The organism is Streptomyces sp. NPDC024698 (assembly GCF_055559015.1).
In genome coordinates, this window is the sequence record NZ_JBVHLK010000008.1 from 331,178 (window position 1) to 356,023 (window position 24,846).

The 24,846-nt window shown below is 71.8% G+C and carries 17 protein-coding genes and 5 pseudogenes; 10 read left to right on the forward strand and 12 right to left on the reverse strand.

Translation table 11 applies throughout. The features are described from left to right. Nucleotides 1-34 precede the first annotated feature (34 nt). Entirely contained in the window at nt 35-1,396 is a 1,362-nt protein-coding gene (locus ACZ4AA_RS21235) for a hypothetical protein (protein WP_467604289.1), read from the reverse strand. A gap of 240 nt (nt 1,397-1,636) precedes the next feature. On the opposite strand from ACZ4AA_RS21235, the gene ACZ4AA_RS21240 reads away from it, so the two are divergent. Next, nucleotides 1,637-2,920, forward strand: coding sequence for a molybdopterin-dependent oxidoreductase (locus tag ACZ4AA_RS21240; RefSeq protein WP_467604292.1), 1,284 nt, complete (start codon nt 1,637-1,639; stop codon nt 2,918-2,920). A gap of 349 nt (nt 2,921-3,269) precedes the next feature. Here ACZ4AA_RS21240 and ACZ4AA_RS21245 read toward each other — a convergent pair whose 3' ends face one another. The 3 genes and pseudogenes from ACZ4AA_RS21245 to ACZ4AA_RS21255 all read right to left on the reverse strand — a co-directional run bounded on the left by ACZ4AA_RS21245 (nt 3,270) and on the right by ACZ4AA_RS21255 (nt 6,012). Further along, nucleotides 3,270-4,136 carry a class I SAM-dependent methyltransferase gene (locus ACZ4AA_RS21245; protein ID WP_467604396.1) on the reverse strand — a complete coding sequence of 289 codons (867 nt, stop codon included), beginning with the start codon at nt 4,134-4,136 and terminating at the stop codon, nt 3,270-3,272. Between the two features lie 491 nt (nt 4,137-4,627). Then, a pseudogene (locus tag ACZ4AA_RS21250) lies at nt 4,628-5,227 on the reverse strand (TIGR04282 family arsenosugar biosynthesis glycosyltransferase); the annotation flags it as partial. Further along, nucleotides 5,224-6,012: a glycosyltransferase family 2 protein gene (locus tag ACZ4AA_RS21255; protein WP_467604294.1), complete on the reverse strand. Its 789-nt coding sequence runs from the start codon at nt 6,010-6,012 to the stop codon at nt 5,224-5,226. The gene ACZ4AA_RS21255 and the pseudogene ACZ4AA_RS21250, both read right to left, overlap by 4 nt. A gap of 199 nt (nt 6,013-6,211) precedes the next feature. Here ACZ4AA_RS21255 and ACZ4AA_RS21260 point away from each other — a divergent pair, with 199 nt between their 5' ends. After that, nucleotides 6,212-6,994 carry a response regulator gene (locus ACZ4AA_RS21260; RefSeq protein ID WP_467604296.1) on the forward strand — a complete coding sequence of 261 codons (783 nt, stop codon included), beginning with the start codon at nt 6,212-6,214 and terminating at the stop codon, nt 6,992-6,994. Beyond that, nucleotides 6,991-8,103: a sensor histidine kinase gene (locus ACZ4AA_RS21265; RefSeq protein WP_467604298.1), complete on the forward strand. Its 1,113-nt coding sequence runs from the start codon at nt 6,991-6,993 to the stop codon at nt 8,101-8,103. The genes ACZ4AA_RS21260 and ACZ4AA_RS21265 overlap by 4 nt, the downstream gene beginning before the upstream one ends. Nucleotides 8,104-8,275: 172 nt before the next feature. Here the strand turns inward: ACZ4AA_RS21265 and ACZ4AA_RS21270 are convergent. From ACZ4AA_RS21270 to ACZ4AA_RS21280, 3 genes and pseudogenes are all read right to left on the reverse strand, one after another. After that, nucleotides 8,276-9,268: pseudogene (locus ACZ4AA_RS21270) on the reverse strand (NAD-dependent epimerase/dehydratase family protein); the annotation flags it as partial. Nucleotides 9,269-9,382: 114 nt separating this feature from the next. Beyond that, the gene (locus ACZ4AA_RS21275; RefSeq protein ID WP_467604302.1) at nt 9,383-9,730 is read right to left on the reverse strand and encodes a hypothetical protein; all 348 of its coding nucleotides are present in this window, start codon (nt 9,728-9,730) and stop codon (nt 9,383-9,385) included. Between the two features lie 124 nt (nt 9,731-9,854). Continuing rightward, nucleotides 9,855-10,199 carry a MerR family transcriptional regulator gene (locus tag ACZ4AA_RS21280; RefSeq protein WP_467604306.1) on the reverse strand — a complete coding sequence of 115 codons (345 nt, stop codon included), beginning with the start codon at nt 10,197-10,199 and terminating at the stop codon, nt 9,855-9,857. Between the two features lie 597 nt (nt 10,200-10,796). Between ACZ4AA_RS21280 and ACZ4AA_RS21285 the strand changes: the two genes are divergently transcribed. Next, nucleotides 10,797-11,438: a hypothetical protein gene (locus tag ACZ4AA_RS21285; RefSeq protein ID WP_467604308.1), complete on the forward strand. Its 642-nt coding sequence runs from the start codon at nt 10,797-10,799 to the stop codon at nt 11,436-11,438. Between the two features lie 34 nt (nt 11,439-11,472). On the opposite strand, the gene ACZ4AA_RS21290 is transcribed toward ACZ4AA_RS21285, so the two are convergent. Then, nucleotides 11,473-12,180 carry a DUF4142 domain-containing protein gene (locus ACZ4AA_RS21290; protein ID WP_467604312.1) on the reverse strand — a complete coding sequence of 236 codons (708 nt, stop codon included), beginning with the start codon at nt 12,178-12,180 and terminating at the stop codon, nt 11,473-11,475. A 439-nt stretch (nt 12,181-12,619) separates the two neighbouring features. On the opposite strand from ACZ4AA_RS21290, the gene ACZ4AA_RS21295 reads away from it, so the two are divergent. Both ACZ4AA_RS21295 and ACZ4AA_RS21300 read left to right on the forward strand, forming a co-directional pair. Beyond that, a complete protein-coding gene (locus ACZ4AA_RS21295; protein ID WP_467604316.1) occupies nt 12,620-14,926 on the forward strand; it encodes a hypothetical protein in 2,307 nt (768 codons plus the stop codon). 156 nt (nt 14,927-15,082) lie between these two features. Then, nucleotides 15,083-17,362 (forward strand): YncE family protein, encoded by a 2,280-nt coding sequence (locus tag ACZ4AA_RS21300; protein WP_467604320.1) that lies wholly within the window; start codon nt 15,083-15,085, stop codon nt 17,360-17,362. 107 nt (nt 17,363-17,469) lie between these two features. Here ACZ4AA_RS21300 and ACZ4AA_RS21305 read toward each other — a convergent pair whose 3' ends face one another. Next, nucleotides 17,470-17,961: a hypothetical protein gene (locus ACZ4AA_RS21305; RefSeq protein ID WP_467604323.1), complete on the reverse strand. Its 492-nt coding sequence runs from the start codon at nt 17,959-17,961 to the stop codon at nt 17,470-17,472. 211 nt (nt 17,962-18,172) lie between these two features. Between ACZ4AA_RS21305 and ACZ4AA_RS21310 the strand changes: the two genes are divergently transcribed. Next, complete coding sequence (locus ACZ4AA_RS21310) at nt 18,173-19,654, forward strand: FG-GAP-like repeat-containing protein (protein WP_467604326.1); 1,482 nt, start codon at nt 18,173-18,175, stop codon at nt 19,652-19,654. Between the two features lie 104 nt (nt 19,655-19,758). On the opposite strand, the gene ACZ4AA_RS21315 is transcribed toward ACZ4AA_RS21310, so the two are convergent. Beyond that, a complete protein-coding gene (locus ACZ4AA_RS21315; RefSeq protein ID WP_467604329.1) occupies nt 19,759-21,291 on the reverse strand; it encodes a hypothetical protein in 1,533 nt (510 codons plus the stop codon). 240 nt (nt 21,292-21,531) lie between these two features. Here ACZ4AA_RS21315 and ACZ4AA_RS21320 point away from each other — a divergent pair. The 3 pseudogenes from ACZ4AA_RS21320 to ACZ4AA_RS21330 all read left to right on the forward strand — a co-directional run. Beyond that, nucleotides 21,532-21,818 (forward strand): annotated as a pseudogene (locus ACZ4AA_RS21320) (replication initiator); the annotation flags it as partial. Further along, nucleotides 21,811-21,951 (forward strand): annotated as a pseudogene (locus tag ACZ4AA_RS21325) (excisionase family DNA-binding protein); the annotation flags it as partial. The pseudogenes ACZ4AA_RS21320 and ACZ4AA_RS21325, both read left to right, overlap by 8 nt. Then, a pseudogene (locus tag ACZ4AA_RS21330) lies at nt 21,951-22,720 on the forward strand (hypothetical protein). The pseudogenes ACZ4AA_RS21325 and ACZ4AA_RS21330, both read left to right, overlap by 1 nt. Before the next feature lie 213 nt (nt 22,721-22,933). On the opposite strand, the gene ACZ4AA_RS21335 reads toward ACZ4AA_RS21330, so the two are convergent. Continuing rightward, a complete protein-coding gene (locus tag ACZ4AA_RS21335; protein WP_467604332.1) occupies nt 22,934-23,227 on the reverse strand; it encodes a hypothetical protein in 294 nt (97 codons plus the stop codon). A gap of 218 nt (nt 23,228-23,445) precedes the next feature. Further along, the gene (locus ACZ4AA_RS21340) at nt 23,446-24,129 is read right to left on the reverse strand and encodes a hypothetical protein (RefSeq protein WP_467604336.1); all 684 of its coding nucleotides are present in this window, start codon (nt 24,127-24,129) and stop codon (nt 23,446-23,448) included. Nucleotides 24,130-24,846: the final 717 nt, after the last annotated feature.

Genomic DNA, 24,846 nt, shown 5'->3' on the forward strand with positions numbered 1-24,846 from the left:
GCCGCCACCGCCGAAGCCGGGGCGGCCGCCCGGGTCACCAGCCCGTCAGCAACAGGTGGTTGAGGAGGAGGGCCGTCACCGCCTGGGCCACGAGCCAGGCCCGGGGACGGGGGAGGAACGCCCCGGCCGGCAGCAGCCACATCGCGAACGGCAGCCAGATGCGTTCGGTCTCGGCCTTGCTCATACCGGAGAGATCGGCGACGAGCAGGGCCAGCAGCGCCGCGACGACCAGGACGGACAGACGCGGGGCGGTGCCGCGCGCGCGGGCCGCGGAGGTCGGAGCGGCGGCCGCGGTCCGGACGGTCTTCGGCACCGCCCTGCGCAGTCCCGCCACGGTGGCCGGCCCCGTGATCAGCACCGTGCAGGCCAGATTCGCCCAGACCCAGTAGCCGTACGGCCGCACGCCTCCCGCCCCTTGGTAGTAGCGGACGACCAACAGGCGGTACGCCTCCCACCAGTCGAAGCCGAGCAGGGTGAACACGGTGGGCACGACGGCGAGTCCGGCCAGGGCGTACGGGAGCGGGCGGGTCCTGGAGCGGCGGCCCAGCAGCAGGACGGCGCAGGCGATCACCAGGATCAGGGTCAGGCCGTACGACAGATACGCGGTGAGGCCGAGGAGGAGCCCGGAGGCGAGGCCCGCCGTCCGTGGCCGGTGGCCCGTGACCGCGAGGGCGAGCAGGGCCAGGGCCCACGCGGCGACGGCCGCGAAGTAGCCGTCCGCCGAAGTGCCCATCCACACGGCCGCCGGGGCGAGGGCGAGGTAGGGCGCGGCGCGCCGGGCGAGAGCCTCCCCGGCCAGGGCGCGCACCGTGACCAGCACCGCCACCCCGGCCGTCGCGCCGACGGTGACGCACCAGACGCCCGCCCAGGCCCCGCCGCCCAGTCCGATCCGGTCGAGGAGGACGAAGGTGAGGGTGGCGGCCGGCGGATGCCCGGCGATGTGCGCGGGCCAGTGGCCGGGGGAGTGCAGCAGGATGTGATGGGTGAAGTCCCGCAGGGCGGCAGGGATGTCGTGGAAGCGGTCGACCGGCGTGATGACCTGGAGGTACTCGGACGGGGTGGTGAGCCGCCCGGCCACACCCCGCTGCCAGCCGTCGACCAGGGCGAGGGAGAACGTCCACGCCGTCGTCGTGCCCCACACGGCGGACAGCAGCCGTCGCCACGACAGCCGGGCGGCGAGGCGAGGCCCGTACGCCACCACGGCGACCGCGACGGCGATCGCGGCCGGGGTGCCGGGCCCGGTGTGCGGCCCCCAGTGCCCGTACAGCGGAGCGGCGCCGACGAACAGCGTGCCGTCGCGGTGTTCGACGACGTAGCCGACGACCGCCGCCGTCAGCACGAGCAGCGCGCCGGCCAGCGCCGCGGCCAGGTCGCGCCGGACGGCCCGTGGCCCCACCGGTGACCGGCTCGGGCGACGCGAGCGTGAAGGGGGCGTGCGCGAGGCGGCGGAGGGATCCGGTGGGGGATTCGAAGGGACTTCGGGGCGGTCGGGGATCGGCGCCCGGGGGCGTTCGCGGTTCACCCCCGCACGCTAGGCCGGGAGGTTTCCGGGACGGGGGCCACCAAGGTGGACGTCAGAGTTTCGTCATGGTTTGAGAACCCGTTCGGGGGGTGCCGCGGGCCTACGGTCGGGACCATGTCACGGTCTCCCTCGTCCCCCGCGTTCTGGCGCAGTCCGCTGCGCGGCCCCTGGTTCACCTCCGTGCTGGGCGTGGTGCTGCTCGGTGGCATCACGGTGCTGTTCGTGACGGGGCTCCTGTCGTACGCGGCCTACAACCCGGACCTCTCGCCGGTGAACGACATGACCCCCGACAAGGGGATCCTCGGGTTCTACCTCTTCGCCTGGCCCACCGGTCCGGTCTGGCTGTACCGCCTCACCCAGGGCGTCCACGTCACGCTCGGGCTCGCGCTGATCCCGGTCCTGCTGGCGAAACTCTGGTCGGTCCTGCCGAAGCTGTTCACGCTGCCGCCGGCCCGCTCGCTCGCGCACGCCCTGGAACGGCTCTCGCTGCTCCTTCTGGTCGGGGGCGCACTCTTCGAGTTCACCACCGGCGTGCTGAACATCCAGCTCGACTACGTCTTCCCCGGTTCCTTCTACACCCTCCACTTCTACGGCGCCTGGGTGTTCATCGCCGCGTTCGTGACACACGCCGTGCTGCGGACACCCACGGCCGTGCGCAACCTGCGCGGCCTCCGCACTCCCGGGGCGCGGCCCGAACCGGCCGGCTCGTCGTCCGGCGCGAACGAACCGGCGCCGCCCGAGCGCGAGTTGGTGGCCCCGGACCCGCTGCCGCCGACCGTCTCGCGGCGCGGGGCCCTCGGGTTCGTCGGAGGCGGCTCCCTGCTGCTGGCCGCCACCACGGGTGGCCGCAGTTTCGACGGGCCGCTGCGGGACACGGCGCTGCTCGCACCGCACGGCGGCGCCGAACCCGGTTCAGGACCCCAGGCGTTCCAGATCAACAAGACCGCCACGGCACGCGGGATCACCCCCGCCGAGACCAGCGATGAGGTCTGGCGCCTGACCGTCACGGGGAACGGCCGGACGGTTCGGCTGAGCCGCAGCGACCTCAAGGAACTCCCCCTGCACAGCGCCGCGTTGCCCATCGCCTGTGTGGAGGGCTGGTCGACGTCCGACCAGTGGTGGAGAGGTGTGCGGCTGCGTGACCTGGCGCGGCTCGTCGGCTACGAGGCGGACGCGGCCCCCGACGTCCTCGTGGAGTCGTTGCAGCGGCACGGGGCGTTCCGCGTGGCCGCCCTGCGCGACAACCAGGTGCGCGACACCCGTTCGCTGCTCGCGCTGTCCGTCAACGGCGAGGATCTCTCGCCCGATCACGGCTACCCGGCGCGGATCATCGTCCCGGCCGCGCCCGGCGTGCTCAACACCAAATGGGTGGCCAAGATGACGTTCGGAGACCTGTGATGCGACGCCTTGGTCCGAGGGGAGCCGGAGCACCGGCGACACGGCGGAATCTGATCGGCAGCCCTTTCCAGCTCCTGCTGTTGGCCTGCTCGTTCGCACTGGCCGCCTACGCGGGGGTGCGGCTGCTCACGGCGGACTGGTCCCGGGTGGCCATCTGGTTCGTGGGCGCGGCGGTGCTGCACGACCTGGTGCTGGTGCCGTTGTACGCCGGTGCCGACCGGGCCGTCTCGAAGGCGCTGGACGCGGGAGGCCACCGGGACAAGACGATGTACGTCCGTGTTCCGGCGGCCCTGTCCGGTCTGCTCCTGCTGGTGTGGTTCCCGCTGATCAGCGGGAAGGTCGCCGACCACTACCGGTCGGCGACCGCCTTGCCGGCCGACGGTTTCCTGGCCCGCTGGCTGCTGATCACGGCGGCGCTGTTCGCCGGGTCCGCGCTGCTGCTCGTCCTGCGGTCCCGCCGGGCCTCCCGCCGCGGCCCGTTGCGCAGGGCCACGAAGGAACGTCCGGCCGCCGACCACTGAGCGTCGGCGCGCCATCCGGCGCGCGCCGCGTGCCGGAGCAGGGCCGGGGTGCCGACCCGGGCCCACGGAAACGCGGCCCGGTCACCGGAGGCCCCTAGGTCGCCGGCCCCGCCGCCGGCCGGGTGCTCCGCCGCACCGGCCATGACGTCATGCCCGCTCCCGTCGCCGTGGGCGGCGCCGACGACACGGACGATACGGACGTCGACGCGTTCGTCGACGTCCGCGCCCGCCACGGTCTCGGCGATCAACAGGCCTCCAGGGGAGAGCAGTTCCGCCGTACGCCGCAGCAGTGCCGCCGGGTCTCCGCCGATCCCGATGTTGCCGTCCAGAAGGAGGGCCGTGTCCCAGCGGCCCTCGCCGGGCAGCGGTTCGAAGACCGACCGGCGCAGCGCCTGGCCGCCGAGCCGTACCGTGTGGGCCACGGCCGCCTCGCTGACGTCGATGCCGAGGACGGGCCGTCCCCGGGCCGCGAGTTCCGCGACCAGCCGTCCCGGCCCGCACCCCACGTCGAGCACGGCGCCCTCGCAGCGGGCCAGCACCTCCAGATCGACGGCGTCGGCGCGGGCGCACCAGCGTTCCACCTCCAGCGGGAGAAGCCAGCCGTCCGTCCGCCGCAGGAACAGCGGGCCCCGGCCGGCGCCCAGCGCGTCGGCGTAGGGATCGTCGGCCCACGCGTGCGCGGCCCGCCCGGGCAGGGCCTCCGTACCGGTGCCACCGCTTCCGCCCGCATCCAACGCGGTCGTCCCCCGACCGCCGCTCACCGTCCGACACCCAGCGACCCGGCGTCCGGCTCGGCATCCCGCGGTCCGGTATCCGGCGGTGCGGCTCCCGGCCCGGGACCCAGCGGCCCGGCGTCCGGCCTGGCATCTCGCGGTTCCGCATCCCGGGGTCCGGCGCCCGGCCCGGCATCTCGGAGTGCGGCGTCCGGTCCGGCGTCCGGCCCCGGGCCCGGACCGGCGAGGGCCCGCGCGTCCCGTACGGCCTGAAGCCCGGCGACGAACCCCGAGCCCTGTGCGGTCGCGGACCCCGAGCTCTGCCCGGTCGCGGACCCTGAGTCCCGTCCGGTCGCGGGCTCCGAGTCCTGTCCGGTGACGGGCCCGGAGTCCCCCGGGTCCCGGTGGTTCCGGTCGGCCGGGTGTCCCGCGTTCTGTTCCGGCAGCCGCGCGGCTGCCGTTGCTGTCGGGGTTAGCCGGTTCAGTTCCGCCGCGAAGACGCTCCCGGGCACCTCCGCCGCGACCGCTCGCGCGTCCGCGGCGGTGTCCACGTCCCGCAGGCGGGGCAGATCCCGCACCCGCAGACCGGCGCCGACGAGCCGGTCCCGCTGCGCGGCGCCCGTCGTGGGCATCGACATCGGCACCCCGCGCAGCAGTTCCGGGTCGGGTTCGGCGAGCCCCAACGCCCAGAAGCCGCCGTCCTCGGCGGGCCCGAAGTACGCGTCGCAGTCCGCGAAGTCCACCGTGAGCAGCGCGGGCGTCACCTGGGGCGTGTCCATGCCGATGAGCAGCGCGGGCCCGTCGCAGCCCGCGAACGCCGAGGCCAGCCGTTCGTCGAGGCCGCCGGCGCATTGCCGTACGACGTCGAAGCCCGCCGGGAGCCAGGGGCCCGGCGTCCCGTCGAGCACGAGGACCCGGCGTCGCGCCGGTGCGGCGGCCACCGCGCGCAGGGTGTCCACGAGGGCGGCCTCCGCGAGCGCCGCTGCTTCCCCGGGGGTGAACGGCGGCGTGAGCCGGGTCTTCACCCGTCCGGGGCGCGGTTCCTTGGCGATGACGAGCAGCGTGACGCTCACTGGGCGGTTCCTCCTCGGGACGGTGCGAGGGCCGGCTCCGCGGATGCGGCCGGGGACGGGGCCTGGGCTCCGCTCCCCGCCGCCGCCCGGTCGGACGCGGGCGGTTCGGCCAGCACGCGGCGCATGTCCCGTACCGCCTGCCAGGTGCCGCGCCAGGTGCCGGTGACCTTGGAGACGCCGGTACGGGCCAGGTAGGGCACGTCGTGCTCGGTGACGCGCCAGCCGGCGTCGGCGGCGCGGACGACCATCTCCAACGGGTAGCCGCTGCGCCGGTCGGTGAGCCCGAGGCCGAGCAGCGCCTCCCGGCGGGCCGCGCGCAGCGGGCCGAGGTCGTGCAGCCGCAGGCCGGTGCGGCGCCGCAGCATCCGGGCCAGCGCGATGTTGCCCGCACGGGCGTGCGGGGGCCAGGCACCACGTTCGGTCGGCCGGCGCCGCCCGAGGACGAGGTCGGCCTCGCCGGCCCGGACCTCGGCGACGAACGGCAGGAGCAGGGCCGGGTCCAGGGAACCGTCGCAGTCGCAGAAGCAGACGATGTCCGCGGTGGCGGCGGTCAGCCCGGCGTGGCAGGCGGCGCCGAAACCGCGGCGCTCCTCGCGTACGACGGTGGCACCGAGCGCGCGGGCGAGTTCCGCGGAGCCGTCCGTGGAGCCGTTGTCCACCACCAGGGCGCGCCAGCCGGACGGGATCCGGGAGAGCACCCAGGGCAGGGCGCCCGCCTCGTTCAGACAGGGAAGGACCAGGTCGACGTCCGGGTCCGGTACGGGAAAGGTCGTCACCCGCTTCACCCTACGAACGCGAAAGGGAGATAACGGACTTCATGTCCTTACGAAACTCGGACGTCGCCGCAAGGGAGCCGGGCCGGACCCGGCCGGGTGGGACGCTGGAGGCATGCATCCAGCGCACGAATCCCCAGGTCCCGGACCCGTCCCGAGCGCGGGCGGGAGCCCGGGGCCCGCGCCTGGCGCGGACGAGGGCCCGGGGCCCGTGCCCGACCCCCGCGGAGAGACGGCCGGACTCCCCGGCGAGGCGGCCACCCGTGTGCTCGTGGTGGACGACGACCCGACCGTGGCCGAGGTCGTCTCCGGCTACCTCCACCGTGCCGGCTATCGCGTCGACCGTGCCGCGGACGGCGCCGCCGCGCTCGCGCGTGCCGCCGCGCACCGGCCCGACCTGGTGGTGCTCGATCTGATGCTGCCGGGCATGGACGGCCTTGAGGTGTGCCGCCGGCTGCGCGCCCAGGGCCCCGTCCCGGTCATCATGCTCACCGCGCGCGGCGACGAGGACGACCGGATCCTCGGTCTGGAGGTCGGCGCCGACGACTACGTCACCAAGCCCTTCAGCCCGAGGGAACTGGTCCTGAGGGTCGAGTCCGTTCTGCGCAGGACCCGGCCGGTGGCCGCCGCCCGTCCGCTGCGCGCCGCGGGTCTCGCGGTCGACCCGTCGGCCCGCCGCGCCACCAAGGACGGCGTCGAGCTCGCGCTCACTCTGCGCGAGTTCGACCTCCTCGCCTTCTTCCTCCGCCATCCGGGCCGGGCGTTCGCGCGCGAGGACCTGATGCGCGAGGTGTGGGGCTGGGACTTCGGCGACCTGTCGACGGTCACCGTCCACGTGCGCCGGCTGCGCGGCAAGGTGGAGGACGACCCCGCACGACCCCGGCTGATCCAGACGGTGTGGGGCGTGGGTTACCGCTTCGACTGCACCGGGGCCGCGGACCGGCCCGCCGCCGGAGAGCACCGTCCCGCGCCCGAGGAAGAGGCCCGATCATGAACGACGTACTGGTCATGGCCCTGTTCGCCTTCCTGGGCGCCGCCGCGGCCGGCCTGCTCGGCGCCGGGGCGCTCCGGCTGCTGCGGAGCCGCTCGCTCACCGCGTCCGTCGCCGTCGTCGCGGCCGTGGCCGTGGGCGCGATGCTCGCGGGAACGCTGGCGGTGGCCTGGGCGATGTTCCTGTCCCCGCACGACCTGAGCGTGGTCACGACGGTCGTCGCCATGGCGGCCGTCGTCTCGCTGGCGACTGCGCTGCTGCTGGGCCGCTGGGTCGTCGCCCGCAGCAGGGCGCTGACCCTGGCCGCCCGCTCCTTCGGCGACGGCGGGGACTTCGCCGCCCCCGAGGGGCCGGCGACCGCCGAACTGTCGGCGCTCAGCCGGGAGTTGGCGTCCACCAGTCGCAGACTGGCCGAGTCGCGGGAGAGGGAACGGGCACTGGAGGCCTCGCGCCGCGAACTCGTCGCCTGGATCTCGCACGACCTGCGGACCCCGCTGGCCGGGCTGCGTGCGATGTCCGAGGCGCTGGAGGACGGGGTGGCGGCGGACCCCCCCCGCTATCTGCGCCAGATGCGCACGGAGGTCGAACGCCTCAACGGCATGGTCGGTGACCTCTTCGAACTCTCCAGGATCCACGCGGGCGCCTTGGCCCTCTCCCTCTCCCGGGTCTCCGTGTACGACCTCGTCGGGGACGCCCTCGCGGGGGCCGATCCGCTGGCCCGCGAGCACGGGGTGCGTCTGGTCGGGAGTCGTGTCGAGCAGGTGCCGGTCGAGGTGGACGGCAAGGAGATGAGCCGGGTGCTCGGCAACCTCCTCGTCAACGCGATCCGCCGTACGCCCGCCGACGGCACGGTCGCGGTCACCGCCGAGCGCTCCGCCGCGGGGGTCGTCCTGTCCGTCACCGACGGCTGCGGAGGCATCCCCGAGGAGGACCTGCCGAGGGTCTTCGACACCGGCTGGCGCGGTACCCACGCCCGTACGCCACCCGCCGGAGCGGGCCTCGGCCTCGCCATCGTCCGCGGCATCGTGGAGGCCCACCGGGGTGTGGCCGCCGTGCACAACGTCCCCGGCGGCTGCCGCTTCGAGGTCACCCTCCCGACGGCGAGCGCGTGATGGGGCCCGAGACCTCCCCGTCCGGGACCGCCACGACCTCCCGGTCCGGGACAGCGGGGGCTGCCAGGGGCGCCGGGGTCTCCCGGGCCGGGGAGGCCAGAAGTGCCCGGTCCGGGGCGGGTTCGGCGGCACGGGGCGCGGCCGGCGTCGCGGCGGGCCGCCGGATCCCGCACTCCCCGTCCAGCGGGGCCGCCGCGAACTCCCGCATTCCCTCGGCGAATCCGGTCTCCGCGCGCCATCCGAGCCCGGCCCGCAGCCGGGCCGAGTCGGCGGTGATGTGCCGTACGTCGCCCAGCCGGTACTCCCCGGTCACGACCGGGTCGGGTCCGCCGTACGCCTCCGACAGCGCCCACGCCATCTCGCCGACCGTACGGACCTCACCGCTGCCGGTGTTGTAGACCGTGAGCGACCCGTCCGGCGAACCCGCCTCCAGCGCGGCCACGTTGGCGGAGGCCACGTCCGACACATGGACGAAGTCCCGCCGTTGGCCGCCGTCCTCGAAGACGCGCGGGGCCTCGCCGCGGGCGAGCGCGGACCGGAAGAAGGAGGCGACGCCCGCGTACGGGGTGTCGCGGGGCATTCCGGGACCGTAGACGTTGTGATAGCGCAGCGACACGGCGGTCCCGCCGGTCGATCGCGCCCACGCCGCCGCGAGGTGTTCCTGGGCCAGTTTGGTCGTCGCGTACACATTGCGCGGGTCGACGGGCGCGTCCTCGCCCACCACGCCGGGCGTCAGTTCCGCACCGCAGCGCGGACACCGCGGCTCGAAGCACCCGGCCTCCAGATCGGCCACGGTCCGTGGCCCCGGCCGCACCACCCCGTGCCGCTCGCACGCGTACCGCCCCTCCCCGTACACGACCATCGACCCGGCGAGCACGAGCCGCCGCACGTCCGCGTCGGCCATCCCGGCGAGCAGCACGGCCGTGCCGAGGTCGTTGCGCGAGACGTATTCCACCGCGTCGCCGAACCCGGTGCCGAGGCCCACCATCGCGGCCTGATGGCACACGGCGTCCACGCCGTCCAGCGCGGCCGCGACGGCCCGTGCGTCCCGCACGTCGTCGCCGTGCCGCAGGTCGAACACGACCGCCTCGTGCCCCCGCGCGCGCAGCGCCGCGACGACCCGACCTCCGATGAACCCGGCTCCGCCGGTGACCAGTACACGCATAAGACGCACGCTAGGACCGGCGTCCCCTCCCGCGGCATCACCACGCCCTTCACGTCACCGCACCGTAAGACCCGGTCCGGCGGCGCGGACCGGGCCGAAGGCCTGCCCGCGGGCTCACATGCGCAGCAGCCGCTGGGTCATCTCGCGGTACTGCCGCAGCGCGTGGCGCAGTTCCTCGCCCTGTGTCTCGGGGTCCTGGCCGTGCCAGCCCTCGTGCAGGGCGCGACGGCGCTCGGTGAGGGCGCTCATGAGCTGGGCCGCGGCCTCGTCGAACGCGGTCTCGGCCTCCTCCAGCGCTTCGCGCGGGCTGGTGGCGAACGTGTTGAGCGCGTGGAGGAGCCGCTGGGTGACATCGGCCCGTTCCTCCGCCCCGAGCAGTGGCTCCGGGCCCGGCGTACGACGTCCGGCGGAGCCGGGCCGCCCGTCCGGAGGCTGCTGGGCGCGTGACTGGTCGTACATCATCGTTGGCCACTTCCTGTACGTCGTACCGGGCGGGGCGCGTCGGGGCGGTGGGGCGAAGGCGCTGTGGGTGGCGACGGTTGCGGGCGGCGGCCGTTCCGGAGGGCGTGCCGCCGGGGTGGAGCGTTCAGCTCGCGGTGGATGCCTCGGGCGTACCCTGTGCGGCGCGCCGGTACTCGGCGTTGATGCGCTGGGCTTCCTCCAGCTGGTCCTCAAGGATGACGATGCGGCAAGCGGCCTCGATCGGGGTCCCCCTGTCGACGAGTTCCCGCGCCCGGGCGGCGATCCTCAGCTGATAGCGGGAGTAGCGGCGGTGGCCGCCCTCCGAGCGGAGCGGAGTGATCAGGCGGGCTTCCCCGATGGCCCGGAGGAAGCCGGGTGTCGTGCCGAGCATCTCGGCGGCCCTGCCCATCGTGTACGCGGGATAGTCGTCGTCGTCGAGACGACCACTGAGTGGAGTGTCCGCTGTCATTTCACCTCGTCGTAGCACGCGTCGAGGGGCCCCGTTGCCGTATGGCACCAGGGCCCCGAAGGAAATTGAACACCATCTGCCGGCTCTACTGCGGAGCCGACCGTCTGTTTCCGCTACCGGGCCCGACCGTGGGCGGGTGAGCGGGGATCGTGAATGCCGTGACCGGGAACCACCGTCCCATCCGGGTTCTTGTGCACCCGGCCGTACTGCTCCGGGGCCGGGCGATCCTGATGGCGTCTGCTTCCTCCGTCCTCGACTCGGAGTCGATCTCTCGCCGGACCGGGAGTGAACTCCACCGGGCCGACGAGGTCTGTACAGGAAACCCTAATCATGCCGACGCCCGATGTCTACCGTGACAAAGGCAGATTTCGCGATGCTCGGGAATCAAATTTTCTGTGCCGGGTGCCGGGTGCCGGGTGCCGGGTGCCGTGCGGCGATCGACGTGGCGGGAACCCCTATGCGGAATCGAGACCGTCCCGCATCCTTCAATCCGCAACTATCGGGCGGTCCGGGGCTGTCCTGTGGGGCAAGCCGCAGGGCCGCGGAGTCGCAGGGCTCCAGAGCCACGGAGAACGAGGAAGAGAACAAGGAGGGGACATGTCCGGTCCCAGACGTACGCCGGTGCTCGCGCTGATGGGCGGGATCATGCTGTTGACGGGGTGTCAGGACACGGCGGGCGCGGGCTCCGCCGCGGGCACCGGCCCGTCGTCCGTGAGCCCCTCGGCGCGAACGGTCGTCCGGACGTCCGCCCCGGCCGTGCCGTCCCCGGCCGCGTCACCCTCGGCGAGCCCGGCCGGCGCGTCCACGCCGTCGCGTTCCCCGGTCGACGGCTCACCGGACCGGTCCTCCGCCCCGGCCGGGCACACGGCCACGCCCGACGCGGGCTGCCGCGGCCTGGTCGCCGACGACCGGGTGAAGGCGGGGGTGACCCGGACGTACGAGCACGACGTCACCCACTTCGAGCACATCGGACCGGTGCCGCACCGGTTCTTCTACGGCCGGTGCGGCAGCGTCCGCTACGCCGCCACCCCGTTCCAGCCCCTCGCGGGCGCCACCCAGGCGGAACTCGCGGGCATGCAGGACGAGGGCGGCGCCACCAAGTACTTCCGCGACTCGGGCAGCGGCTGGACCTACATCGCCGGCGACGGCTTCCCCGCCGGCCCGCACGGCTGCGGCGACATCCCGGCGATCCCCCACGCCCTGGCCACCGCCTGGGGGAACTGCTCGCCCGCCGGCTGAACCGCCCGGCGGGCGGGGGCCGCGGGACCGGTGCTCACGACGCCGACGGCGCCGGAACCTTCGTGGGGACCGCGGCCGGAGGCGCCGTCGTGTCGCGCGCGACGGTGTCGAAGTCGACGTATCCGGTCTTCTCCAGTGCCGAGATGTGTTCGAGCTCGGTCCGGTCGGCGACCGTTGCCAGGTCCCGTACCAGCGTGTTGCGGGTGCCGCCGCGCACCTGCGCGAGCTGCTGGAAGATCCTGCCGTGCTCCTCGCGCAGCAGATTCGCGAACTCCCGTCGGTAGGAGTCACCTTGGGCCGCCGTCAGCTGAGCGAGCCAGCCCTGCTGCTCCACTGTCGGCCGGGTCGGCAGCGTGATGGCGAGCTCGGCCGCCACGGTGCGCACCCTCTTGTCGAGAACCGTGTGGCCGGCCACCAGTTCGGCGCCGGCCTCCTTGATGGCGGGCGTGGGGGCCCGGTCGACCGCCTGCCGGCCCGCGGAGATCTCCCACAGCCCGTCCGCCTCCACCTGTGCCACGAGGTCGCGGTCGGCCGCGCTCAGCGGTCCCCACGGCGTGTTCACCACGGGGCCGGGGTCGGCGATGGCGGCCTTCACGGCGTCGAAGCGGTGGGGGTAGGAGTAGAAGACCGGGTACGCGAGTGAAGCGATGGTGCAGCCGATCGCCAGCACCATGAAGATCGTGATGAAGCTGCGCCGCAACTGGGCCTCCCTGCGGACCGGCTGTTCTTCGGCAGCCTTCACCGGGCCGGTGCGGTCCGTACCGGCCGGAGCCGTTCTTGGCGCGTACCGAGTGCTCCGACCCCATTCCCGTACGGGGGGACGGGAGTTGTGAGGGCGGGGGCACCCGGCCGCCGAGCCAGAAGATCACTTCCCCGCCCGCGGCCGATAGGGCCGAACGGCCCCAGGTTCGGGCCGGACGAAGCCCGAGAGGGGGCACCGGCCCCGTCACGCGCCCCCTCCGCTCCGCGCGCCCCGCCCCCTCGCTCCGCCCCTCGCTCCGCCCCTCGCTCCGCCCCCCTCGCTCCGCGATCCGTGCATCGCGCGCCCGGCGTCCGGCGGCCGTCGGCCGACCGCTCCGCGGGGCCCAACCCCCGTACCGGGAGCTGCGGGTGACCCTTGAAAGGGACCTGTCAGCCCCCGTGCTACGTTGCGCTCCTTGAGCGTGAAGGTGGGGGTTTTCATGAATCTCGCACGACTCTCCCCGCAGGCCGCGGCGGTCCTCCTGGGACTGACGGCCGTGGTCGGTCCCGGGGCGGTGGACGCGCACGCGGATTCCGGCACACGGCTGCCGATCGCGCACTTCGCGCACCTGGTGGTGGACGCCCGGCACGGGCACCTGTTCATCAGCGGCGGAGCCGGCACCGACGGCATCGTCGTCACCGACCTCGACGGCGCGAACCCGACGACCGTCGACGGTGAGCCCGGTGCCACCGGCCTCGCCCTCTCCGGCGACGGATCCGCGCTGTACGCGGCGCTCCCGGGTCAGGACGCGATCGCGGCGATCAGCACGGAGAGTCTGACCGAGTCGGCCCGCTACGGCACCGGCGCGGACACCCACCCGGACTCGCTGGCCCTCGCCGGAGGCACCCTCTGGTTCGGGTACGGCTCGCCGGGCGCCGGAGGCATCGGATCCCTGGCCGTGGACGGCACGGTCACCTTGGGCCAGGATCCCGGGAGTTGGCCCGCTCCGCCGACGCTGGCGACCACACCCACGCCCTCCGGCGTACTGGCCGCGGCCGCGCAGAGCGGAACCACCTCCGCGTTCGTCACCTACCGGGCCGGGGACGGCACCCTGACCCGCCAGGCCGAGAAGGCCCTGCCGGTCCCCGATCTGAGCGACTTCGCGGTCACGGCGGACGGACAGCACCTGGCGGTCTCGTCCTGGGCCCACCCGACCGACGGCCGGTACCGCATCTCGGACCTGGCCGTGGACGGCCGGTTCGCCATGCCGGTCGCCGGCAAGGCCGTCGCCGTGGCCCCGGACGGCACCCTGGCCGGCTGCGGCTGCGGTGGCGACCGGTTCGAGGCGTTCCCGGAGACGGGCGAGGGTTTCTACAAGGACTACGCGTACGACGGCCCGGTGAGGATGGCCGCCCACGGGCTCGCCTGGTCACCGGACGGGAGCCGGCTCTACGCCGTGGGCGTGGACGCCTCCGGGGGGACGCCGACGCTCCAGGTCGGCCGTGACCCGGAGACCGCCTGGGTCCAGCTCGACGGCGGTTCGGCCACCACCCCGCTCGCCCCCGGCGAGGCCTACGCGTTCCGAGCGGGCTTCAACTCGCCGCTGTCCCTCGACGCCGGGCAGAAGATGATGCCCGGCACCGTACGGATCACCCGCTACGACGACGCCGATCCGGACGGCGTGCCCGTCACGGACTGGACGACCACCCGTGCCTCCATGGTCGACTTCTTCGGCGCCTACCACGTCGACGGAACCGCGCCCCTCGGCGGCCCGCTGAGCTTCCGCGTCGACTACTCCGGAAGCGGCCGCTACGGCGCGGCGAGCCGGACCTACGACATCCCCGTCGCGAAGTACGCGCCCACCATGGAGGTGACCGCGCCCTCCACCGCCGGCCGCGCCGCGCCCCTGACCATCTCGGGGAAGCTCACCTGGCCGCACGACCATGTGACGACGGGCGCCGTCCACGTCGTACGGACCGACCTGGCGCACCCGTCCGGCTCCTCGGCGGGCACCGTGCAGGTCGCCGCCGACGGCGGGTTCACCTTCCACGACACCCCGGCTACCGGCGCCGCCAACACCTACGCCTTCACCTACGACGGCGGAACGTCCTACCTGCCGGTCAAGGCGTCGGCGACCGTCCAGGTGTCCCGGGCCACCCCGGGCCTCACCGTCACCACCGACGCGAAGTCGTACCACTCCGGCGCGACCGTCAAGGTCACCGCACATCTGGGGACCACGTACACCTCCCGTTCCGTGACGCTGTACGACCAGCTCGCGGGCGGGAGCAGGGCACAGCTGAAGACCGGCAAGGTCGACGCGCACGGGAACCTCGCCGCGTCCTTCAAGATCTCCGGCAACACCGTCTTCAGCGCCGTCTTCACGGGCGACGGCCGCTACGCGCCGCGCACGGTCACGACCGGGGTGAGCGTCGCCCCGACGACCCGTACCGAGACGCAGTACCCGCTCACGACCACCCGCGTCGGATCCACCACCTACCAGGTCTTCCACAAGTCCGAGATCAACATGGCCTACGACGTCCGGGTCACCCCCCGCCAGTCCGGCGGCTGCCTGACGGTGTACGTGGAGCACTACTACGCGGGTGCCTGGCATCCGACGACCTCACAGCGCTGCGTGCCCTGGTACGGCGACAACTGGTACGGCTACGCCCGGGCCCTGAAGCTCTTCACCGGCAACGACCACTACCGCATGCGCGGCCACTACACACCGCCGGCCGTCAACGCCCTGACCACCGACGTCTGGACGGGCTGGACCTATCTGATCGTCCGTCCCGGCGACCATTCCTAGCGGCTGTCGGAGCGGAGGTCATCGCCTTTCTCGTACAACCATTCGGGTGCGGTCGTTGTCACACACATGTCATAGGCGTCGAGACCTGCCGCGCCCGGTGAGATCCCCCTCCCGGTGACGCGCGGTCTCCCACGGCTCATGGGGGCTTGAACCACCTTGCGCGATCGCAGAACCTCCTCCGCGACGGCACTCGCCGTCCTCTTCAGTTCCGTGGTGCTGACGGGCCTGGGGGCCTCGGCCGCCCACGCCGACGGTCACACCGTCCTGCCCGTCGCGTCCGTCGGCGACGTCGTCGTGGACAGCGTGCACCAGCGTGTCTTCGTCAGTGACCGGAGCGGCGGCAAGGTCGTCGCCACCGACTACAGCGGCAATGTCGTCGGGACGCTCGGCTCGCTGCCGAAGGCCGACGGCCTCGAACTCTCGGCCGACTCGCAGACGTTGTACGTGGCCGTCGAGGGCAGCGACGAGATCGCGGCGATCGACACCGCGGCCCTCACCGAGTCCGCGCGCTACTCGACCGGCACCGCCGACGCCCCGGCGACCCTCGCCCGCGCCGGCGGAAAGCTGTGGTTCGGCTACGGCACGGCGTCCGACGGGAACATCGGCTCCCTCGACCTCTCCGGCCCCGAACCCGTCCTCGCCGTGGCCCAGGACAGCAGCAACCGCTGGTACTACGCGCCCCGGCTGGCGTCCAACCCGGCCGCGCCCGGTGTGCTGGCCGCCGCCGTGCCGGGCCTCAGCCCCTCCGCCGTGGCGACGTACGACGTCTCCGGCCCGGACGCGCCCAAGCTCCTGGCCCAGGGCCAGGCAGGCAGCAATCTGCGCGACCTCGCGGTGACCCCGGACGGCAGCCAGGTCGTCACCGCGAGCGGATCACCGTACGAGCACCAGGTGCTGTCCACCACCGACCTGACGAAGGTCGGCAGCTACCCGACCGACGCCTACCCGAACGCCGTCGACATCGCCGCGGACGGAACCGTCGCCGCGGGCATCGACGGGATCTACGAGCCGGACGTCTACATCTTCAAGCCCGGCACCGCCGAGCCGGTCCGGAACTACGAGTTCGCCGCCACCGGCACGGGCACCCTGGTCCCGGACGGGCTGGCCTGGGAGCCGGACGGCAGCCGTCTCTTCGCGGTCACCGGCAACGGCAGCACGTACTACCTCAACACCCTGACCGAGCCCGGCAAGGCCGCCACCACGGTGACGGTGAACGCGCCCGCCAAGGCCACCCGCGGCAAGCCGGTGACCGTCACCGGCAGGATCACGAGTGGGGGTGCGCTGCCGGACGGTACGACACTGACGGTCACCCGTACCGACGCGGAGTCGCCGTCGGGCAAGGCGCTGACCCCCGTGACGCCCGGCGCGGACGGGTCGTTCACCTTCACCGACACCCCGTCGGCCGAGGGCGACGTGAAGTACACCGTCTCCTACGCGGGGGACGCCGGCCACTCCTCCGCGTCGGCCACGTCGACCGTGGCCGTCTCGCGCAGCGCCACCACGGTGACGGTGAACGCGCCCGCCACGGGCACCCGCGGCAGGGCGCTGACCGTCACCGGCAAGACCGGCGGCACCGACGCGCTGCCGGCCGGCACCGCACTCGCCGTCAGGCGCACGGACCTGGAGTCCCCCTCCGGCAAGGCGCTGACCGCGGTCAAGACCAAGGCGGACGGCACCTTCTCCTTCACCGACACCCCGCCGGCCGGCGGCTCCGTGAAGTACACCGTCTCCTACGCGGGGGACGCGACCCGCACCGCGGCCTCGGGCTCCGACACGGTGGCCGTCTCCCGGACCGCCGCGACGCTGAGCCTGAACAACAACGGCAAGGTGTACTCGTACGGCAAGGACGTCACCTTCACCGCGCACCTGGGCACCACCTACAAGAACCGCACGGTGGAGATCTGGGCCAACCCCTACGGCTCGGACAAGCCCGACACCCTGGTCAAGAAGGCGACCGTCAACTCCAGCGGGAACGTCTCCGCCGTGGTCGACATGAAGCGGGACACCACCGTCACCGCGGTCTTCGCCGGTGACTCCCGCACCGCGCCGAAGTCGGTCAAGGTCAACGCGTACGCCAAGGTGAGCGTCTCCACCTCGCTGACGAAGTACTACCGGACCGGCAAGATCAGCGCGAACTCCTCGACGTACTACTGGTACCGCAAGAACACCGCCCCGCTGTTCACCACGACCATGACCTACTACGCGGGCCGCAGCCACCGGATCGACCTGGACATCTACTACCAGGGCCAGTGGCAGCGCGCCGACGAGGAGTTCTTCAAGCTGGCGAGCAACGGCAAGACCGTCGTCGACCTCGGCGCCCCCGGCCAGTCGGGCATCCGCGCCCGGATCCGGTCGGCGTACATCAACGACACCTCGGGCGACAACGTCAACTCCACGACGTACAGCTCCTGGAAGTACCTCTACTTCACCAACTGACGCACCCCACAAGGAAGCCCCGAGCCACCACCCGGCCCGGGGCTTCCCCCTTTGCCGGCGTGGCGGTCCAGGAGGGTCCTGATCGTCGGCGGCGGACGGCACCGGTGTCAGACGGCGTCTATCCGCCAGGCGATCACGCCGGTCGAGCCCTTGGCCGCGTCGACGTCGATGTGCACCCGCTGGTGCGGCGTGATCCGTTGCTGGACCACTGACCGGTCGCACGGCACCTCGGTCTCCGTGCCGGCGCCCGCCGGTACGAATGCCAGCCGGGCGCTGCCGCTGCCGAAGCAGACCACGTCGAGCCGGTAGGTCCTGCCCTCGCTCAGGGTGGGCTCCGTGTGGATCCCGTCGGCCACCCGCTCGACTCCGGACTCGACCATCGTCGCGCCCTGCACGGCGGCCAGGGCCGCCCGGGCCTTCTCGGTGAGCTGCCGCTCGGACGACCCGGCTGCCGTCCGAGACGCGCTCGGCGCGGACGCCGACGGCGAAGCACGGGGGGTTCTCCCTTCACCGCTGCCTGAGGTGCACGACACGAGCAGGAACACCGACGCCGCCACGGCGCCTGCGGCGGAGTGGACTCGGAGAATCGAAGAGGTCATGACGAAGAAGTCTCCCAGTACGTGTCCTCCGTCCCGCCGATCGGCCGGAACCTGACGACAGGTACCAACTCGGCAGAGTTCTCAGATCCGTTGGGCGCCGCGTACAACCTTGCGGTGCTCTCGTGGGTCAGTGGGGCGAGGCGATCAAGCTTCACGTCATGAGGCCCTCGCCTCCCTGTCATCTGTGTCGTCCCCCCCACGAGGAGTTCCGTTGCACAGAACCGTCACGGCCATGGCCGTGCTCGCCCCCCTCTTCGCCGTCACGCTCACTCCGGCGACCGCCTCGGCGGCCGCTCCCTACAAGGGGGCCAACACCGCCGCGGTCCAGGACGACTTCAACGGTGACGGCTATCGCGACCTGGTCGTGGGCGCCCCCGAGGCCGCCAACGGATCGGTGGAGGGAGCCGGTGCCGTGGTCGTCCTCTACGGGGCGGCGTCATCCGTGAATGCCACGCGCCGGACCGTGATCACGCAGGCGACCGCCGGGATCCCCGGCGCACCCGAGGACGGCGACGGGTTCGGCTCGGCGGTCGCCGCCGCCGACCTGGACCGGGACGGATACGCGGATCTGATCGTCGGCACTCCCCACGAAGACGTCGACGGCAAGAAGTCCCGGGGCTCCGTGACCGTCGTGTGGGGCGGGCCCAACGGCCTGCACGGTGGTTCGAGCATCTCCGCGCCGTCCGGGTTCGGGGACGGTATGACCTACTGCGGATTCGGGCTGTCCCTGGCCACGGGAGACATGAACGGGGACGGTGCCCCGGAACTGGGCATCGGCTCGCGCTGCGAGGCGGCCTCCTACACCGGCCCCTTCACCCGCACCGGCAAGGCCGCCACCCACTACCTGGAATGGCGAGCCAACTCCCGCGGTCTGGTGATGGGCGACGTGAACGGCGACGGCAGGGCGGAACGGTTCTGGCTGCCCGGTCCCTCGGACGACGACATCCGCGGAACCGTGCTCGTCGACAACGGCCCGATCGGCGACGACCCCATGGCGACCTGGCCCACCAAACTGCCGCTCGCCGACGGCCACGCCGGCCAGATCGGCGACGTCAACGGCGACGGCTACGGCGACCTCGTCACCGGCATCGCGGACGACGACTTCACGATGAACGTGCCCGGTGCCGCACACCGCGGCGGCGAGATCCAGGTCCTCTACGGAAGCGCGCGAGGCATCACCGCAGACCAGCGGCCGAAGATCTTCCACCAGGACACGGCGGGGGTTCCCGGCGTGGCCGAGAACGGCGACCGCTTCGGCCAGTCGTTCAGCGTCGGCGACACCAACGCCGACGGTTACGCCGATGTCCTCGTCGGTGTCCCCGGTGAAGCGGTCGGCACCCGCCAGCTGGCCGGCTCGGCCGTCCTGCTGCGCGGCTCCGCCACGGGTCTGACCACGGCCAAGGCGGCCGGATACACCCAGAACACGGCGGACGTGCCCGGCACCGCCGAGACCGGCGACCAGTTCGGGGCGTCGGTCCACCTCGCCGACCTCAACAAGGACGGCAAGGCCGAGACGGTCGTCGGCGTTCCCACGGAGAACGACGACGGCTGCCTGTGGATCGCCCGCGGCTCGGCCACCGGCCCCGTCCTGAGAGGTTCCGCCAGCGTGTGCGGCAAGAGCGCCGGCATCACCGTCCGCGGCGTGAAGGGCTACTTCGGAGCAACCCTGACGAGCCCTCACATCGCTTTCTGAGGATCCCCGCAGCGAGCGGAGGGCGAACGGCCCGTACGGGCCGTTCGCGCTCCGCGGCGCAAGGACACTGCATCCGCGCAGCTCAGAGCCACAGACCTCAGTCCTCAGCCCACGGCGTACGCGTTGTACACCGTGGTCGTCGAACTGTCGCCGTGGGTGTCGGTGACGGTCGAGCGCAGGCCGACGCGGCCGGAGGCCGGGTTGTGGACGGCGGTGGTCCACTTGCCGCCGGACAGCTTCGCGGTGATGGCGTGCCAGGTGGAGCCGTTGTCGGTGGTGTACCAGGCACGTACGGACTTCACGCTGTCCGACAGCCGGCCGATCGTGCCGTCGCCCGTGCCGTTGCGTTGCATGCCCAGGTCGACGGTCGTGGTCGACCCGGCAGCCGCCTGGTTCCTGGAGTTCAGTGCCTCGGGCGAGAACCGGGTGATGTAGGCACGGATCTGCTGGTTCTTGTCGGCGTCGGCGTAGAAGTGCAGGGAGAGGCTGGAGGAGGTCGACAGGGAGCCGGCCGGCAGATGGTCGCGGTGACCGGTTTCGGTGATCGTGTACCAGCCCGACCCCGGGATCCGCGGCTGCGCGCCGATCTCCTGCGAGGGGCTGTACTTGTGCGAGTAGAGCGTCCTGCCCGCGTGCGTCAGCTTCACGGTGCCGGAGGCCAGGACCCCGCCCGCCGTGAGCACGGGGTCGGCGAACGGGTTGTCGTTCCCGAAGTACACCTGGTGGTACCAGGTGTACGGCAACTGCCCGCCGGGCCCCCAGACCGCGTGGCCGAGGGCCAGCGTGGCGGTCTTGCCGGCCGCGTACGTGTGGAACCCGCCGTAGATGAAGTCGTTGCCCTGCTGGCCCACTGTCCACTGGCCGGCCGGGACGTGGACGCTGAAGGAGTTGGGCAGGTTGCGCTGGACGTCGAGGATGTCCATGGACGACGAGCAGTCGGAGCCGCCCGTCGGCTCGCCGTTGAACGAGAACCGCGCCTGTCCGCTGTCGGGACCGGAACGCGCGTACACCTTCAGGGTGGTCAGCCCCGTTTTCCTGAGTGTCGCGGACACCCCGGACGGCACGCCGCGGCTGTGCGTGGCGGAGGCCAGCCAGAAGTCGCCGCCGGTCGTCGACCGCGGTTCGTACGTGGTGCCGTAGGCCAGCTCGTACGCCTTGCTGCTGTTCGGGATGACGTACAGGTCGCCCGGCGCGGCCGACGTGCTCATGGTCGCCGGGCTGTTGTCGGTCGCGCAGACGGCCGCGCTGACCGTGCGGTCGTATCCGCTGCCCGGGGCGGGACTGATCGAGACCTTGACCGGACGGCCCTTCCGGGCGTCGAACGTGGTCGTCGTGGCCCCGGAGACCTTCACACTGTGGCCGCCGACGATGCCGTCCTCGCTGTTGCCGCCGGTGAAGGAGGTGGCGAGCTCGTAACTGCCGTTGGGCAGCGACGTCTTCTTGTTCCCGTCGATGTAGCGGAAGTCGTTCGTCCTCGTGTTGTAGACCGCCACCTGGGCGTAGACCGGCTTGCCGCTCCGGTCCAACGTCGTGACGGTGAGTGAGCCATTGGCCGCGGCCGACGTCGTGGAAGCGCCGGCCAGGAGAAGCGGCACGAGCATGGTGACGACGCTCGCGGCTGCCGTGGTTCGCCGCATCAAACCCCCCATAGGTGCGCGACATGAACACGACACCGTAGCGCGCGGGGCAACCGTCACCGTCACCGCCCCCCACTGATCTTTCACCGGCCCTCACCGGCGATCGCGGAGGCCGGTGCCCGTCATGTGTCATGCGTCGGCCATTCCGGCCGCACATACCGGTGCCGGCGCTCAGACGGTGCAGGGCGAGATCGACCGCTTCCTTATCACGGAGACGTTCACCGACCTCTGCCCCGATACTTCACCGGGCCCACCAACCTGAACAGCCGTGCCGTCGCCTCCTACATCGCCAAGTACGCGACCAAGGGTGCCGAAAGCGCCACAGGCACGCTCGACCGTCCCATCCGCAACCCCATCACCGACCTCATCGGAACGTGCCGACCACAACGAAGCACGCACTCGCGAGCGCGCCGCCGAGGCGGGCCACCCATTGCCCGACCCGGACACCGTCCTTGTGCTCTTGCACCGCCGCTTCGCCCGGCACCGGCCTGACCGACGCCGAGTCCTGGTTCGCCACTGCTCATCGAGGAGCGTCGCATTCGGTACGTGAAGATCGGCCGACACGTCCGTATCCCGGAGAGCGCGGTCGAAGAGTTTGTCCAGTCCCGCACCGTGCTGCCGCTGAGGCGGCCTCGTCCCCGCTACAGGAGGGCTGCCTGATGGCCGACAGCAAAGGCAGGCGGCGCCGGTTCGGTGCGATTCGACGTCTCAAGTCCGGTCGCTACCAAGCACGTTATCCGGGACCCGACGGGGTGATGCGTCCGGCGCCGTTCACCTTCGAGACGACGGCGGACGCGGACGACTGGCTCGCCGAGAAGCAGACCGAGATCCGCCGGGGGGAGTGGCGTGACCCTGAGAGGGGAGCGGTGAGCTTCCGTGCCTACGCGGACAAGTGGGTCGATGAGCAGGAACTCGCACGGCCGTTGATGACGAGCCGATCCAGCGAAACCCGTGCCGGATCAAGGGGGGTGGCAAGGAGAAGGCAGTCGAGCGGCCCATCGCGACCGCCCGTCAGGTCGACGCTCTCGCCAACGCCGTCGGGATGCGGTGGCATCTGGAGTCGTACGCCGAGGAGGTGCCGGACGGTCTGATCTTCGTAGGGGAGAAGGGGGCTCCCTTCCGGCGTAGCACCTTCGGCACTAAGTGGAGATGGGCACGTGCGCTGGTCGGCATGCCCGAGGGCTTCCGCTTCTACGATCTCCGCCACACCGGTCACACCCTGTCCACGCGCTCCGGTGCGTCCTCGGAGAGGGCGGCGCTGATCTATCAGCACTCCGACGACGATCGACAGCAGGAAGTTGCTGCGGGACTCGACGCGACCGTCCGCCGGGCGCGCCAGGAAGTACAGGAAGCTGCTGCCGTGCCACCAGAGGACCCCGGTGATCCAGAGGATCATCGTTCTGGCACGCATCTGGCGCGCGGCGAGTAGTCACGGCGGACAGCAAAAAAGGCCCGGGTCGGTGACCTGGGCCTCTGTCATGGAACGGGTGACGAGAATCGAACTCGCACTCTCAGCTTGGGAAGCTGCGTGCATGAGGAGCTTGTTCGATCACTGAGCTGGGCGGATGTCCGGCACGATGTCTCACCGACCGTGGCCGCTTTCACCGTGGTTCCCCATTGTTCCCCGCTCGATCTGGTGCGCTTATGGTGCGGCGGTCGTGTCCTCGCCTGGCGCGGTCGAATTGTCGGCTTCGCCGTAGAGTTCTACACGGAGGCGCTTTTTGGCCGCTTCGAGCCGCGGACCATAGTCGGGCATGAAGATCTCGCTCAGCGTTGTGTCCAGCGTTCCTGAGATCGAGTAGATCGGCGACCAAACAGCTCGGTCGTGCACGATCCCTTCAAGGTCGTCGGACCGGAACATGACCTGGTATAGCCAGTCGGACAGGACGAACGCTTGATCCCGCGTGAGTCTGATGGTGACCGCTTCCTCATCCACGCACCCAACCTAGGCCTCGACCGGTTGTGCCCAGGGTCGGGCGCCGGCGGTGGCCAACACGCTTTCCAACTGTGTTGGTGGGGTGCGGGGCGGTGTACACGGGCGTTCACCTGCGTTCATCGGCGCCTGGGCTGCCGGTGGTCCTCAGGCCCCGGTCCTGTCTGAACGTCCGTGAACGGTGCTGAATGAGACGGAAACTGAGACGGCCGCACACGGTTCTAGGCAGCTTCCCAACTGAAGCGGCCCTCCAAGCGGTCGGGGCTGAGATAGGCGAATCCGCTGCCGTACGCGAAGTTCAGAAAGTACGGTCCGTCGTCCTCCATCCCACCGAGGCAGAAGAAGAAGCGCCACGGTGCCTCCACTGCGGCCCAGTCCGGATAGGCAGGCTTGCCTCCCAGGTAGTCCCGGACATCGACCGTGCCGTCCTCTTCCAGGCTGCGCTCCACCGCCGCCGGGACGGCTGTGGTCCGGATCTGGAACTGGACGGACACCTGCTCCTCGTCGGGGCCGAACCGCCACAGGGAACGCCCCTTCGTCCCGGCCGGCCCGATGGCGGCGAACTCGGGAACCCGGCCACCGGGCTGGATGAGCAGGACAGCCTCGCCGTCTTCCGGGTCCGCCCCACCAGTCTCGTAGTCGTCATAGGACAGGAAGAGGTACGCCATGCGCCGCTCCTCGCCCGGTTCCATGGGGACGGGAAACTGTCCAATGAAGTCCAGGGGCTCCGCGGTGCGGGGGTGCACCGGCCAGCAAGGCTCATCCAGCCACACGGGCTCACCACCCAGTTTGGCGACGGGCTCGGTGATGGGCTCCTCGACAGGCTGGAACGTCATCTCCAAGCGAGGGTGGTACCCGGCGTCGTACGGGCCTTCGGCCTCCTCGACCGGGCGTGGCAGCAGCATGCCCGGACTGTAGCCGTCGGCTTCGACAAACCGGGTCGGCAGCCCCACCCGCAGTCGAGAGCACTCAGGCTTGCGAGCTGCGGGCCAAAGGTAGGTGTCTGGCCAGAGAACCGTAAGTTCACGTCCAGGCGGCAGCCTTCTGATCCGTAGCTCTAGGTGGATCGGTCATCGACGGTCATTCCGGTCGCTTTGTGGCCCCTGAAGGACGACAGCGGACGGGGGGAGTCGCTGGGGTTGCGGTACCGCGTTGCTGTACGGCTTGCTTCGCTGCTGTGTTCCGGGCGTGAGCTTCACGTCGTAGCCGCCGCTCGTAGTCAGCGATCTGACGGATCACGGGGACGCTGGTGCCAAGTCGGAGCAACCGCTTGTTTTCACGATCCACCAGGAAAGGACCGTTGCCCCCCAACCGAGGGCGCGGTTCGCTCTGACCGTCCCAGACTGCCCCCCAGTAGAAGATCCACCCGAACGGCAGGGCCTCCACCCGCAGGATCTGTAGGTCGTACTTGACGTTCCCCTGCTCATCGTCGATCCGAGCAAGCACCAGTTGGCGCGCGTCCTCCTCGGTCAGCATCATCTGATGATGACATGGCACCTTCACATGCCGGGACGTCTTTAGGCTCTCGCGTACACCCGCTTTAGGAGCGAGGTTGGGCCATCATCGGCGTGACCAGCGGACTCGCTACCTTGCGCCGGGTCGGGCAGTGCATACCCCCGCGC